The organism is Kitasatospora sp. NPDC057518, assembly GCF_042802075.1.
Taxonomy (GTDB): domain Bacteria; phylum Actinomycetota; class Actinomycetes; order Streptomycetales; family Streptomycetaceae; genus Kitasatospora.
Window position 1 is genome coordinate 1 of record NZ_JBHVEU010000259.1, and the last position, 12,722, is coordinate 12,722.

Here is a 12,722-nt window from a genome sequence, read left to right on the forward strand (position 1 = left end):
GGCTCAGGAGTGAGCCCGCGGGTCCGCCGTTCGGCGGCTGCCGTGCCGCTCCTACACGGCGGGCACCGGTTCGGACCCGGCGAGCCGGCGGCCGCGGTGGAGGGCGCGCAGCGAGAGCGCGCACGCCGCCCCGAGGGCGCACAGCGCGAGCCAGGGGAGTGCGGCGAGCCCGGCCGCGCGGGCGGCGTCCAGGGCCGCGCCGGTCAGCAGGTTCCCCAGGGTGATGCCGACCCCGCAGACGGTGTTGTAGAGCCCGTAGTGGGTGGCGACCAGGCGGTCCCCGGAGAGCCGGACCACGGTGTCCATCTCGAACGGGTACGCCAGCACCGTGCCCAGGGCCAGCAGGAACGCGGCCAGCGCCGGCGGCCCGGCGGCCAGCGCCCAGCGCCCGGGGCCCGCCCCCGGGACGGGCAGGGCCGAGGCGGCGAGCAGCGGCAGGAAGGCCGCGCCCATCACGGCCACCCCCGCGACCAGGGCGGTGCCCGGCGCGATCCGGGCCCGGCACCAGGCCGTCACCCTGGTCTGGAGCAGGATCGTGCCCAGCCCGGACACCACGAACAGCAGCGCCGTCGCCACCGTCCCGCCGGTGCCGCCGCCGCCCAGCCGGCGGACCTCCAGCGGCAGTGCCAGGTACACCTGGAAGGACAGCACGTACGAGCCGGTCATCGCGCCCGCGAAGAGCAGGAACGGCCGGTTGGCCAGCACCCCGCGCCACTGCGCGAGGACACCCGTGCGCTCGTGCCCCTCGTCCGGCCCGGAGCCCCGGCGGGCCGGCAGCGACCGGATCTGCACCGCGCTGAGCACCGCGAACACCCCGGCCGCGACCAGGCAGGTGGTGCGGAAGTCCACGGCCGTCAGCGCCATGCCCACCAGCGGGCCGAGCAGGACGCCCGCCTGGTAGAAGACGTTGAACAGGGCGAACGCGGCCACCCGCCGCTCCTCGCCCGCGTCCCGCGCCAGGTACGCCCGCACGGCCGGGTTGAACAGCGCCCCGGCCAGGCCGGTGGCCGCCGAGGCCGCCACCAGGGCGGGCAGCGAGGAGGAGAGGCCGAGCGCGGCGAAGCCGGCGGTGCGCAGCAGGCAGCCCGCCACGATCAGCGGCTTGTAACCGAACCGGTCGGCCAGCGTGCCGCCGACCAGGAACATGCCCTGCTGGGTGAAGTTGCGCACCCCGAGCACCAGCCCGACCGTCCAGCCGGCCAGGCCCAGGCCGCCGGACAGGTGCGCGGCCAGGTAGGGCATCAGCATGTAGAAGCCCAGATTGATGGTGAACTGGTTGACCATCAGCAGCCGGACGCTGCGCTCGTGGCCCCGGAACTGGGCGGTCAGCCCCCTCACGCGGCACCGCCGGGGGCGCCCGGGAGGGTCAGCGGGTCGACCACCTCGGCGCACCGGGTCCAGCGGGTGACCTCCCGCTCGTCCGGCCGGGCGAGCTCGTCCGGGCCGTCCGCCGGCGGGTGGTCCAGCAGGTCGTGCGCGGCGCCGTACTCGTCGTCGTAGACGGTGCCGAGGTAGCGCTGCGGCCCGTCCGGGAAGATCGCGGCGATCCGGGTGCCGGCGGGCCGGGTGCGGGCCAGCCAGCCGGCCACCAGGGCGACCGCGCCGACGCTCCAGCCGCCGGTGGCGTAGTGCGAGGCGGCCAGCCGGCGGCAGGTCCAGACGGCCTCGGCCGGGGCGACCCAGTGGACCTCGTCGAAGGCCTGGTAGGCGACGTTGCGCGGGTAGATGCTGGAGCCGAGGCCGCGCATCAGCCGGGTCCGGGCGGGCTGCCCGAAGATCGTGGAGCCGACGGTGTCCACCCCGACCACCCGCAGCCCCGGGTAGAGCTGGCGCAGGACGCGCGAGGTGCCGGCCGAGTGCCCGCCGGTGCCGACGCTGCACACCAGCACGTCCAGGTGGCCCAGTTGGGCGGCGAGCTCCAGCGCCAGCGGGGTGTAGGCGGTGGTGTTGTCGGGGTTGTTGTACTGGTCGGGGCACCACGATCCCGGGTGGCGGGCCAGCAGTTCGGCCACCCGGTCGCGCCGGGCCTGCTGCCAGCCGCCCCGCGGGTGCGCACTGGCGACCGCCTCCACCTCGGCGCCGTACGCGGTGAGCAGCCTGGTCATGGTCGGCTCCAGCCCCGGGTCGGTGACCAGCGTGACCGGGTGCCGGTACACCATGCCGGCCAGCGCGAGCCCCAGTCCCAGCGTGCCGCTGGTGGACTCCACGATCCGGCCGCCCGGGCGCAACTCGCCCCGGGCCCGCGCCCGTTGGACCATGTGCAGGGCCGGGCGGTCCTTGATGCCACCGGGGTTGAAGCCCTCCAGCTTGGCCCAGAAGCCGCGGCCCGCCGGGGCGAGCGGCTCGCCGATCCGCAGGACCGGGGTGTTGCCGACCAGGCCGCTGAGGGCCGCGTGGTCGTCCGTGCGATGGGTGAGGGACGTCATGTCTCGTCTCCTGTCGGGAAGTTGGCGGAAGGCACGGCAGCTCGGACGGACGCCGAGCCGCTATATCCGCCACCGACCGGTGACCAGCAACGGGCCTCTCGGCCCGGACGTACGGGCGGCGCGCCCGGCGGCGGCCGTCGGGCGGAGCGCGGCAGGCTCCGCCCGGTCCCCGCCGGGGGCGGTGGCCGGGGACGGAGCGGGCAGGGCCGTCGACCGGACGGACCGCTGCGCGGGCGCGGCGGCCTCCCCGGTCGCGCAGTGCCGCTCCAGGGAGTCGGCGGGGAAGTCGCCCGGCTCGGCCGGGGCGGTGGCCGCCGCGGGGGAGCGGAGCGGATGGGCGTCGAGGTGCTGCTGCGGGCAGCCGACGGGCAGCAGGGAGAACAGGCCGAGCAGCAGCGCGGCCAGGAGCCTGATGGGCATGACGGGACTCCGCGCGGCCGCGCGGGGGCGGCAGCGGATCGCGGGGGCGGAGGGGCGGACACGGGCGACGGGCGCCGGCCCGCGCGCCGCGAGGCGGGCGGGGGCGGGGCGCGGCCCGGGGCCGGCCTAGACCCTCAGCCGGGCGATCCGGTGCGGGGGTTCGAGTGTTCCGGGAGCGGTGCTCCCGGCTCCGGCGTCTCCGGTGCCTCCGGCCGTCGGGCCCGTCGGGTCGGGCGCCGGTGCGGCGTCCCCGAGGGTGGGCTGGGCGGCGACGGCCGACCAGGCGGCCTCGGCGTCGGGGCCGTCCTCGGGCTTCCCGGACAGGCACTCGCCGCCGGGGTGGTCGGCGTCCTCGCCGTGCTCCTGCTGGTGGGCGGGCCGCGTGGGCTGCGGAGCCTTCGGGGAGTTCGGAGCCTGGGGGCTGTCGCCCGCCGCCGTGGCGTGGGCGGACCAGACGATCCGGATCGGATCGGTGTGCCCGGCGCCGGTCTCCGCGCTGAACCCGTGGGACGCGAACACGGCCATCAGCAGGGCGCCCAGCCAGAACAGCCGCGCCGCCACCCCTCGGGGGCGGGCGCGTCGTGTACGCAACGGCGACCGGGCGGTGACCATGCCGTGATCCTAGCCCGACTTCCTGCTCCGCCATAGCGCGCCTCAGATGGTGTGATGAATCATCAACTGGCCTGACTCGGAGCATGATCGGAAGAAAGTGTTATCGGCGAGAGCGGGGAGGGTCTCCTGGGCACGGGAGTGAACGCGCGATGCCGTGGGTGAGGTCCACGGCGGGAACGCGGAGTGCGAGATGGGGCGCTCCGCGCGGAGCCAGAGGCCTCCGACCGCGTCCGCCCCCGACGCGCCGCCGGACCGTCCCGTCCGACGGGCGCACCCGGCGGTCCGCACGCTCCCCCCTGGCTGCGGACCGCCGGGGTCACCGGACCGGGTGCGGGCCACCGGGTTATTGAGCCGAGGCCCGTTCCTTGGGCAGCCGCCAGACCAGTTCCTCCCCGGTCTCCGCCGGGGCGAGCACCTCGGCGGGGCGGCGCAGGTGCTCGGTGAAGCCGAGGCGGGCCGGGACGGCGCCGCTGGCTCGGTTGGCCGGGTCGTGGACGATCTCGACGGCCTCCACCCCGGGGAGGCGGAAGGCCTCGTCGGCCAGGGCCCGCGCCGTCCGGGTGGCCAGCCCGCGCCCGGTGGCGGCGGGGTGCAGCCAGTAGCCGATCTCGCGGACCTCGTCCGGGGTGTCCTCGCGCCGGAACAGCCCGCAGGCGCCGACGATCGCGCCGTCGAGCACGATCGCGTACGTGAAGTCCCGCCCGTTCGCCCAGAGTTCCGCGCGGCCGGCGAGGAACTCGGCGGTCTTGGCGCGGCTGTGCTCGCCCACCCAGGGCATCCAGGGCCGCAGGTGCTCCAGCGACTCCTCGATGACGGCGAAGAACTCGGGCAGGTCTGCCTCGCCGTCGAAGCGGCGCAGGGTGGCCCCGTCCAGGGCGATGACGTGCTGGGGATGGGTCATGGCAGGAGGATGGTCCGTGCACGCCTCGCCGGGCAAACGGGTTTTCGGGCCGGGGTCGTCCGATCGTCAGTCCGGGCCGTCCGTCGGGGTGCGCCGCTGCAGCAGGACGGCCGCCTCGCGGTCGGTGACCTCGTGGAACTCGCCGTACCAGGGCCCGGCGGCGTGCGCGTAGCGGGGCAGGTGGAGGCAGACCACCGCGTCCACGTCCCGGCGCAGGTCGGCCGCGATCCGGGCGTCGCCGACCGGCGCCGCGAGGATCAGCCGCTCCGGGTGGTCGGCGGCCAGGGCGTGCAGGGCCGCCCGGGCGGTGAGTGCGTCGGTCAGCCCGTCGGAGACCAGGACGGCGGTGCGCCCGCACAGCGGGAGCCGGGCCCGGCCCGGGCGGTAGAGCGCCTCGCGGCGGTGGACCTCGACCCGCTCCCGTCTGACGCTCGCGTCCAGCTCGGCCGGGGTGACCCCGAGGCTCTCCAGGGCCTGCCGGTCGAGCAGCGGCGGGTCGCCGTCGGCGATCGCGCCGACCGGGCGGTCGTGGCCGGGCACGGTCAGCGGCCGGACCACCGTGGCGTCGAGCGGGGCGCCCAGCGACTCGGCGACCTCGGCTGCCACCGGCAGCCCGCCGGGGGCCAGGCCGAGGACCACCAGCTCGGCACCGGCCAGCCCGCCCAGCAGCGGGGCGAGCCTGAGGGCCAGCTGGTGGCCGGCGGTGCTGCGGTCGAGGAATCTCACGGGCCTGTCCTTGTCCTCCAGGTGTTCGAGCGGCTCGGTCGGGACCGGGGTGGTGCGGACGGGCGAGCGGCCCGCGGGCGCCGTCCGTTCCGCCCCGTCACCGGGGCGGCTGCCCCGTTGCGGCGGGCTCTAACGTCCGGGCGCGATCCGGGGGTGGTACGGAACGGACGGCGCGTGTGCACCGGCGGGGAACGGGCAGGCGCGGGGCATGGACGGCCGATGGACGGTGCTCCCGCTCGTACCAGCGGTGAGGTCCGCCTGGCACCGTGCACCCGGTGACGGCCCCGCGCCGTCCCCGCCGGACCACGAGCGAGGCGCCCGACCGGACGCGCTACCGGCCGCTCGGACAGCCGGGCCACGGCTGCTCGCGAGAACCTGGGCCGACGGCGTGCCACGGCCCCACCCCGGCCACCAGCGCACCGTCCGAACCGAACCGAGGTGAGGAGGCAGGCCGTGGACCGCCCCGGGAACGGTGGGCCGCCAGGCCGGGAGCAGGTCAGGCGACTGGCGCTGGCAGGCGGCCCCGGCACGGTGCGGCGCAGCCGCGAGTTCAGCCGACGGGCGCTGGTGTCCTGGCAGTGGCTGCCGGCCGCCGACGAGGACCGGCGGGCCGCCGCCGAGGACGTCCTGCTGATGGTCGCCGAGCTGGTCGCCAACGCCTGTCTGTACGCCCCCGGCGGCCCGAGCGAGCTGCGGCTCCACTGGGACGGTGCCCGGCTGCGGGTGGAGGTCGCGGACGCCAGCCCCGTCCCGCCGCGGCTGCGCCCGTCCGCCGGTGCGGGCCGCCCGGGCGGGCACGGACTGCGGGTGGTGGACCGGCTCTCCGCCGTCTGGGGCTCCCGGCCCGAGGCCGGCGGGAAGCTGGTCTGGCTGGAGGTGTCGCGCCCGCCGGCCCTGACGGCGGCCGGTGCGGACGGGGAGCCGGAACGGCCGGGCTGATCGCCGCACGTCCTCGCCCTCGTCCGAGGGTGCGTCCGGCGCTCCGCAGCCGACGCACGGCACCCGTCGAACTCCGGGGCCCGGCGCGCCCTTTCCCGTTCCCGTGGCACCGCCCCCGCCGCCCGACTACCGTTGCCCGGCATGACCGACACCGGGACCGACATCACCGCTGAGCTGGTCCGCGCGCTGCTGCGCGACCAGCACCCCGACCTGGCCGACCGCCCCGTGACGCTCGGCGCGCGCGGTTGGGACAACCAGCTGTGGCGGCTCGGCGACGACCTCGCCGTCCGGCTGCCCTGGGCGACGACGTCGGCGGACGAGCTGCTGCGCAAGGAACACGCCTGGCTGCCCGCCCTCGCCCCGCACCTGCCGCTGCCCGTCCCCGTCCCGCAGCGCTTCGGCGAGCCCTCCGAGCGGTTCCCGCGGCCGTGGATCGTCACCACCTGGGTGCCGGGCGAGCCCGCTGACCGCGCGCCCGCCACCCGCGCCGCGCGGGCCGCCGACACCCTGGCCGCCTTCCTGACCGCCCTTCACCGCCCCGCCCCCGACGGTGCGCCCGCCGGTCGCGGCCGCGGCGGACCGCTGGCCGACCACGCCGAGGGCTTCGCCAGGCAGCTCGCCTCGGCCGTCGAACTGGGGCTGCTCCCCGACCCGGAGGCCGTCCGCGCGGTCTGGGAGGACGCCGTCACCGCGCCGGAGTGGACGGGCCCGGACCTGTGGCTCCACGGCGACCTGCACCCGGCCAACGTGCTCACCGCCGACGGCACCTTCTGCGGTGTGATCGACTTCGGCGACCTCTTCGCCGGCGACCCGGCCGGTGACCTCGCCGCCGCCTGGATCCTGCTGCCGGACGGCGCCGCCGACCGCTTCCACGCGGCCTACCGGCCCGCCCCGGACCCCGCCACCCTGCGCCGAGCCCGCGGCTGGGCGGTGCTGCGCGCCCTCTCCTGCCTGCTCATCGGCCACGCCGGTGACCATGGCCGCCCCGGCGGCAAGCCCACCTGGGGCCCACCCGCCCGGGCCGCCCTGGCCCGCCTCGTCGCCACGGTGGGCCGCTGACGGCGCGCTGCCACCGTCATGCGCTGCCCGGGCCGGCGACGGCGCCCCCCGCCGCCCCCGCCGACCCCCGCTACCGCTCGGCGAGCCCGGGCAGCACCGGCTTCACGTCCAGCACCGGGGTGCCGTCGATCGCCTCGAGTCCGCTGACCCGCAGCCGCGGGCCGTCCACGGCCAGGACGGTGACCCGGTGCAGCCCGATCGGGTTCGGCCGGTCCGGCGAGCGGGTCGCGAACACCCCGGTCTCCGGCCGGGAGCGGTCCCCGCGCGGACGCACCGCCAAGACCTCCCGGTCCGCCCGGTGCAGCCAGGTCAGCAGCAGCACCTCCTGCCCGGCCACCAGGTCCCGCAGCCCCCGCTCCACCTCGGCCTCGAAGGCCACCCACGCCTCCGGCGCGCCCTCGTCCCCCTGCCTCGGCGCCCCCGCCCGCTCCAGCAAGGGCGACTCCACCCACCCGATCGCCCGCACCTCGAACCCGCGCTCCCGCTGGTTCCGCTCCCGCAAACCCCTGTCCGTCATTGCGCCCTCCGTGCACCCTCGGCTCCGTCCGGCAGCACGGTAGCGGGCTCGGGTGTCGGTGCCCCGGTGCAGACTGGAAGTTCCCTCTCGTGGTTGATGGCAGAGATGAGACGCCATGAACGAGTACGACGGTGAACTCCCTACGCGCAACCTGGTCTTCAACACCGACCTCGACCGCCTCCTCGACCTCGACCGAGACGACCTCGGTGTCCCCGAACAGCCCGGCCTGTGGCACCGGCTGCGCGCCGACCGGCGGCCGGTGGCCCAGCGCGGACTGCTCTGCCCCACCTGCCGGGACGCCCGCCCCGAGCAGCCGGAGTGGATGTACCTGTCGTTCCGGCGCGGTCGGCGCATCGCCTCCCACCACAACCCGCACCGCCGGGCCCACACCGCTGCCCAGGACGAGCAGCGCGAGGCCTACCAGGAGCGCTACGCCCGGGCCGCCGCGAGCGACGGGCACGCCGTCGAGATCGGGGCCGGGACGGCCGACGGGCGGCGGCCCGCCGTCCTGGTCACCGGCGCGGACGGCCGCCGGTTCGGATTCGAGCCCCAACTCTCGTACGTCAGCGCGCAGTCCGTCCGGCGTCGGAACCGGCTGGCGCAGGAGGACGGCATCACCGCGGTCTGGCACACCGTCGACCCGAACGCGCCGCTCATCGACCACGTCCACTGGGTGCGCACCGACAACCTGCCGGCCCGGGCCATCCGGGAGGACCGCGACCTGCTGCTGCGCGGCGGGGTGCGGACCCTCCGGCTGCTGAAGTGCGACCGCGTCAGCCCGCGGCCCTGCCAGGTGCGCGGCGGCGGCCGCTGCGGGCGGTGGCACCCGACGTGGGCGGTGCTGGTCCCGCGGATCGACGACTTCGTGCGCCGGGTCGCCGGCGGCGTGTATGTGCCGATCACCCAACGGACCCGGAACGGCGGCCCGCTGCGCTTCTGGGCGCCCGAGGCGGACCGGCGCCGCTTCCTCGCCAACGGCGGGGTGCTGGCGGACCGGACGGACCGGCCGGTGGTCCCGCGTCAGCGCGGGGCCGACCACCCGCGGGTGCCGGAGCAGCGCCGTGCTCCGCACCGCCCGCCGCATCGGCTGCTGCTGCCCGGGGACCCGTACGACCCGGTGGGCGAGCCGCTCACCTCCGATCGGGTGATCCCGCCGGTGCGGAGGGAGATCTGCTCGGCGGGGCGGATCCCGTGCGGAGCGCCGGGAGCCCGGCTGTATCCGGGCGGCTGGTACTGCGACGCCCACCGGCCGGGGGCGCCGGGGTGACGGCGCGGCGCGGCCCCGCGCGATCGGCGCCCGGTCCGGCGGCGACGGCGCGAGGGGTCTCACCGCGGCAGGCAGGACTCCTCGCCGATCGCGACCAGGAGTTCGAGCGGGAACTCCCGGTCGGCCTGCCCGATGATCAGGCCCACCCAGCGCCCGGTGGACGGCACCCGCCACACCGGCAGGTGGAAGACGAGGGAGGCCAGGGAGACCAGCGGCTCGGGCCCGTCGGTGTCGGCGAAGTCCGGCTGGTCGTACCCGAGGTGGGACCAGAGGTCGATCGTGTCCGGGGCGCCCCAGCGGTCGGTCAGGACGGCGGTCAGGGCGGTGAGGTCGGTTTCGAGTTCGTCCTCGGCCTCGGTGACGGTTTCGGGGCCCGGGTCGTCCCAGAAGTCGCGGCTCGCCCGGAGCACGGCGAGCTGGTGCCCGGGGCCGCCCCAGCCGTGCTCGGTCCTCGTGTCCGCGCGCTCGGGGAACGGGGCGGCGAGGAGGGAGTCGAGGACCGACAGCTGGTCGTCGACGGAGCCTACGGAGTGCGGCAGTGACATGGCCCGGAGTGTAGGGCCGGCCCCTGACAGGCCCCGTCACGGCGACCGGACGGGGAGGACCAGCCAGGACGGTTCGAGCGGGAGCAGGTGCCCGGTGAGGGTGTGGACGTCGGTGGGGACGGCGGCGCGGGGGAGCAGGGCGGGGAGGTGGTCGGTGGTGTAGGCGTGGTGGGCGGCGGGGGTGGTCCAGAGGGTGGTGACGAGGTAGCGGTCGGGTGCGAGGCGGGTGACGGCGCCGCCGAGCATGCCGTCGGCGGCGGCCATGCCCGGGGCCCAGAGGCGGCGCTGGACGTCGAGGAAGTGGTCGGCGCGCCCCGGGAGGAGGCGGCAGTCGGCGGCCCGCAGGACGGTGGCGCGGGTGAGGGCGTCGGGGAGGGACGGGGAGCCGCCCGGCATGGTGAGGACGACCGGTCCGGTGGCGACCTCGATCGCGCTGTAGGCGGAGTGCTGGGCGGCGTCGGCGGCGGCCCGGTCGTGGCGTTCGCGCAGGAAGCGGGTGTAGGCGGGCTCGTCGGCCCACAGGCCGAGCAGGAGGGCGCGGTCGCCGTCCGGCGCCCAGCCGCCGGTCTGGCCGACCAGGCCCGGCTGGTCGGAGATCGCCGACCAGCGGCGCTGGCCGGCGGCGAACGCCTCGTGTGCTCCGGGCCGTACCCGGCAGTCGATCCACTTGCCCCACATGCGGGCCATCCTGCCGCCGGGAGGCGGAGGAGGGTCAATCGGGCGCTGGTCGCGGGGGCGGTACGGCCGGGGGCGTAGGTCCTCTCTTTCGGATGACGAGAGGACCCGGGCCGATGGCCGGATGTTGCAGAGTCCCGTCATTGCCGCCAGAGCCGCCTCCGGGCGAGGGTGGGGGCATGGACGACGCACTCCGCCTGCCGCATCTGGTCGTGGTCCCGGTGTTCCCCGGGGTGAACGCGCTGGATGTGGCCGGGCCCGCCGAGATCTTCGCGCTGGCCGGCCGGCTGCTGCCGCCCGGGCGGCCCGGGTACGAGGTGCGGGTGTGCGCCGAGCGGAGCGGGCCGGTGGAGACCTTCTCGGGGGTGCCGCTGCACGTGACCGGGACGCTGGCGCAGGCGCGGGTCCGCGCGGACACGGTGCTGGTGCCGGGTCGGGTGGACCTGGGGCCGGACGGGCCGGTGCCCCGGGTGGACCAGGCCGTGGTGGCCTGGCTGCGGGAGGCCGGGCCACGGGCCGGACGGGTCGCCTCGGTCTGCGCGGGCGCGCACGTGACGGCGGCGGCCGGGCTGCTGGACGGGCACCGCGCGACCACCCACTGGGCGACCGCCGAGCGGCTGGCCGCCGACCACCCGGCCGTCGAGGTGGACGCCGATCCGGTGTTCATCCGCTCCGGGCGGATGTGGACCAGCGCCGGCCTGAGCACCTCGATGGACCTCACCCTGGCGCTGGTCGCCGAGGACCACGGCGACGACCTCGCGCTGGAGATCGCCAGGATCATGGTGATGTACCTGCAACGCCCGGGCGGCCAGAGCCAGTTCAGCGTCCCGCTGGCCCACCGCCCGGGCGGCCGGGCGGACCTGCGGGACCTGCGCCGCTGGATCGGCGAGCACCTGGACGCCGACCTGTCGGTGCCCGCCCTCGCCGGCCGGCTCGCCATGAGCGAGCGGCACTTCGCCCGGGTGTTCCGTACGGAGACCGGTACGACGCCCGGGGCGTACGTCGAGGAGCTGCGGCTGGAGGCGGCGCGCCGGCTGATGGAGCGCACCGACCACCCGCTGCCCGGGGTCGCCCGGGCCTGCGGCTTCGGCTCCGTCGAGACCCTGCACCGGGTGTTCCGGGACCGGCTCTCCACCACGCCGGGGGACTACCGGAGCCGGTTCCGGGTCCGGACCGACAACTGACCCAACGTCAATTCACTGCGAGGGAAAGAACACTGTGAAGATCAAGGCCACCCACATCGGCACCGCGACCGTCCTGCTGGAGGTCGGCGGGCTGCGGCTGCTCACCGACCCCGTCTTCGATCCGGCTCCGGCCGAGTACCGGCACGACCCGGTGGTTCTGCGTAGCACGGGTGCTCCGGCGATCGGCGCGCACGAGGTGCCGCCGGTGGACGCCGTGCTGCTCAGCCACGACGAGCACCCGGACAACCTGGACGCCACCGGCCGGACCCTGCTCGCCGGGCGGCCGGTGCTGACCACCGTCAGCGGGGCCGCCCGGCTCGGCGGCGGCGCGCTCGGGCTGGCGCCCTGGCAGAGCCGCACCCTGACGGTGGACGGCCGGACCCTGCGGGTGACCGGTACGCCGGGTCTGCACGGTCCGGTCGGGGACGTGACCGGCTTCGTGGTCGAGGTGCCCGGCGAGGAGGAGGCGCTCTACGTGTCGGGCGACACCGTGCACATCCCCGAACTGGACGCGGTGGGGCGGAAGTTCCGGATCGGTACGGCCTTCCTGCACCTCGGCGCGGCCCGGATCGAGGCCTTCGGCGGCGGTGCGCTGATCACCATGGACGGGGCGCAGGCCGCCACGCTCACCGCCTCGCTCGGTGCCCGCCGGGTCGTCCCCGTCCACTACACCTCGTGGGAGCACTTCACCGAGGGGCGGGCGGAGACCACCGCGCGGTTCGAGGCGGCCGGCCTGGCCGACCGGCTGCACTGGCTCGCCCCGGGCGTCCCGGAACTGCTGGGCTGACGGGCCGGCCCGGAGTGCGGCGACCGGCTCGGAACGCGGCGCCCGGGGCAGGCGGCTCAGAACGCGGCGACCGGGGGCAGCCGGTGCAGGATGCGTTCCATGCCGCCGGTCCAGTTGGCCTCCAGTGCGGCGACGGCCTGGTCGATGTCGCCGTCCAGCAGGCACTGGGCGATCCGCTCGTGCTCCTCGGCGGCGCGCTCCAGGATCTCGTGGTCGCCGACCACCACCCGCTCGTAGCGGTGCAGGGTGAGCTTCAGCGAGTCGATCATCTCGCGCAGCCGGGCGTTGGCGCAGCCGGAGAGCAGCAGGGCGTGCCAGGCGTCGTCGTGGCGCTCTATCGTGCCGTGCGGGGCCTGCGGGGCGGAGAAGGCGCGGGCCTCGGCGAGCAGCCGGGGGGCGATCTCCGCCAGGTGGGCCGGGTCGGAGGTGCGCAGGGCCAGCGACTCCAGGGCGATGACGATCGCGGTGAGGTCGAGGAACTCCTGTTTGCCGGTGGGGGCGAAGCGGAAGCCCTTGCCGCGTTCGCTGGTGATGATGCCCTCGCGCTCCAGGCTGATCAGGGCCTCGCGCAGGGGGGTTCGGCTCACGCCCAGTTCCTCGGCGAGCTGGACCTCGTTGATCGACTCGCCGGGGGTGAACCGGCCGCGGCCGAGCTGCTCCAGGA

15 protein-coding genes are annotated in these 12,722 nt (G+C 76.5%); 5 read left to right on the forward strand and 10 right to left on the reverse strand.

Going from position 1 to position 12,722, the window contains the following annotated elements; genetic code table 11:
• Positions 1-51: 51 nt before the first annotated feature.
• The 6 genes from ACFU7Z_RS24765 to ACFU7Z_RS24790 all read right to left on the reverse strand — a co-directional run bounded on the left by ACFU7Z_RS24765 (position 52) and on the right by ACFU7Z_RS24790 (position 5,085).
• Positions 52-1,284 carry an MFS transporter gene (locus ACFU7Z_RS24765; protein ID WP_380742308.1) on the reverse strand — a complete coding sequence of 411 codons (1,233 nt, stop codon included), beginning with the start codon at positions 1,282-1,284 and terminating at the stop codon, positions 52-54.
• A 50-nt stretch (positions 1,285-1,334) separates the two neighbouring features.
• Entirely contained in the window at positions 1,335-2,426 is a 1,092-nt protein-coding gene (locus ACFU7Z_RS24770) for a PLP-dependent cysteine synthase family protein (protein ID WP_049651746.1), read from the reverse strand.
• Between the two features lie 60 nt (positions 2,427-2,486).
• Positions 2,487-2,846, reverse strand: a complete 360-nt coding sequence (locus ACFU7Z_RS24775; protein ID WP_380742261.1) for a hypothetical protein — start codon at positions 2,844-2,846, stop codon at positions 2,487-2,489.
• Between the two features lie 126 nt (positions 2,847-2,972).
• A complete protein-coding gene (locus tag ACFU7Z_RS24780; protein ID WP_380779708.1) occupies positions 2,973-3,458 on the reverse strand; it encodes a hypothetical protein in 486 nt (161 codons plus the stop codon).
• Positions 3,459-3,801: 343 nt separating this feature from the next.
• The gene (locus ACFU7Z_RS24785) at positions 3,802-4,359 is read right to left on the reverse strand and encodes a GNAT family N-acetyltransferase (RefSeq protein WP_380779710.1); all 558 of its coding nucleotides are present in this window, start codon (positions 4,357-4,359) and stop codon (positions 3,802-3,804) included.
• A gap of 66 nt (positions 4,360-4,425) precedes the next feature.
• A complete protein-coding gene (locus tag ACFU7Z_RS24790; protein ID WP_380779712.1) occupies positions 4,426-5,085 on the reverse strand; it encodes a phosphoribosyltransferase in 660 nt (219 codons plus the stop codon).
• A gap of 453 nt (positions 5,086-5,538) precedes the next feature.
• On the opposite strand from ACFU7Z_RS24790, the gene ACFU7Z_RS24795 reads away from it, so the two are divergent.
• Both ACFU7Z_RS24795 and ACFU7Z_RS24800 read left to right on the forward strand, forming a co-directional pair.
• A complete protein-coding gene (locus ACFU7Z_RS24795; RefSeq protein WP_380779714.1) occupies positions 5,539-6,024 on the forward strand; it encodes an ATP-binding protein in 486 nt (161 codons plus the stop codon).
• A 141-nt stretch (positions 6,025-6,165) separates the two neighbouring features.
• Entirely contained in the window at positions 6,166-7,083 is a 918-nt protein-coding gene (locus tag ACFU7Z_RS24800) for an aminoglycoside phosphotransferase family protein (protein ID WP_380779716.1), read from the forward strand.
• 70 nt (positions 7,084-7,153) lie between these two features.
• On the opposite strand, the gene tsaA is transcribed toward ACFU7Z_RS24800, so the two are convergent.
• Positions 7,154-7,600 (reverse strand): tRNA (N6-threonylcarbamoyladenosine(37)-N6)-methyltransferase TrmO, encoded by a 447-nt coding sequence (tsaA, locus tag ACFU7Z_RS24805; RefSeq protein ID WP_380779718.1) that lies wholly within the window; start codon positions 7,598-7,600, stop codon positions 7,154-7,156.
• A gap of 115 nt (positions 7,601-7,715) precedes the next feature.
• Between tsaA and ACFU7Z_RS24810 the strand changes: the two genes are divergently transcribed.
• Positions 7,716-8,867, forward strand: coding sequence for a hypothetical protein (locus ACFU7Z_RS24810; RefSeq protein WP_380779720.1), 1,152 nt, complete (start codon positions 7,716-7,718; stop codon positions 8,865-8,867).
• Between the two features lie 59 nt (positions 8,868-8,926).
• Here ACFU7Z_RS24810 and ACFU7Z_RS24815 read toward each other — a convergent pair whose 3' ends face one another.
• The gene (locus ACFU7Z_RS24815; RefSeq protein ID WP_074003200.1) at positions 8,927-9,412 is read right to left on the reverse strand and encodes a hypothetical protein; all 486 of its coding nucleotides are present in this window, start codon (positions 9,410-9,412) and stop codon (positions 8,927-8,929) included.
• A 36-nt stretch (positions 9,413-9,448) separates the two neighbouring features.
• Complete coding sequence (locus ACFU7Z_RS24820) at positions 9,449-10,090, reverse strand: DUF4937 domain-containing protein (RefSeq protein ID WP_380779723.1); 642 nt, start codon at positions 10,088-10,090, stop codon at positions 9,449-9,451.
• 176 nt (positions 10,091-10,266) lie between these two features.
• Here ACFU7Z_RS24820 and ACFU7Z_RS24825 point away from each other — a divergent pair, with 176 nt between their 5' ends.
• Together ACFU7Z_RS24825 and ACFU7Z_RS24830 are read left to right on the forward strand one after the other, a co-directional pair.
• Positions 10,267-11,271: a GlxA family transcriptional regulator gene (locus tag ACFU7Z_RS24825; RefSeq protein WP_380779725.1), complete on the forward strand. Its 1,005-nt coding sequence runs from the start codon at positions 10,267-10,269 to the stop codon at positions 11,269-11,271.
• A gap of 34 nt (positions 11,272-11,305) precedes the next feature.
• Positions 11,306-12,058, forward strand: coding sequence for an MBL fold metallo-hydrolase (locus ACFU7Z_RS24830; protein WP_380779727.1), 753 nt, complete (start codon positions 11,306-11,308; stop codon positions 12,056-12,058).
• Positions 12,059-12,114: 56 nt separating this feature from the next.
• On the opposite strand, the gene ACFU7Z_RS24835 is transcribed toward ACFU7Z_RS24830, so the two are convergent.
• Positions 12,115-12,722: GntR family transcriptional regulator (locus ACFU7Z_RS24835; protein ID WP_380779729.1), on the reverse strand; the 608-nt coding region annotated here is incomplete at its 5' end.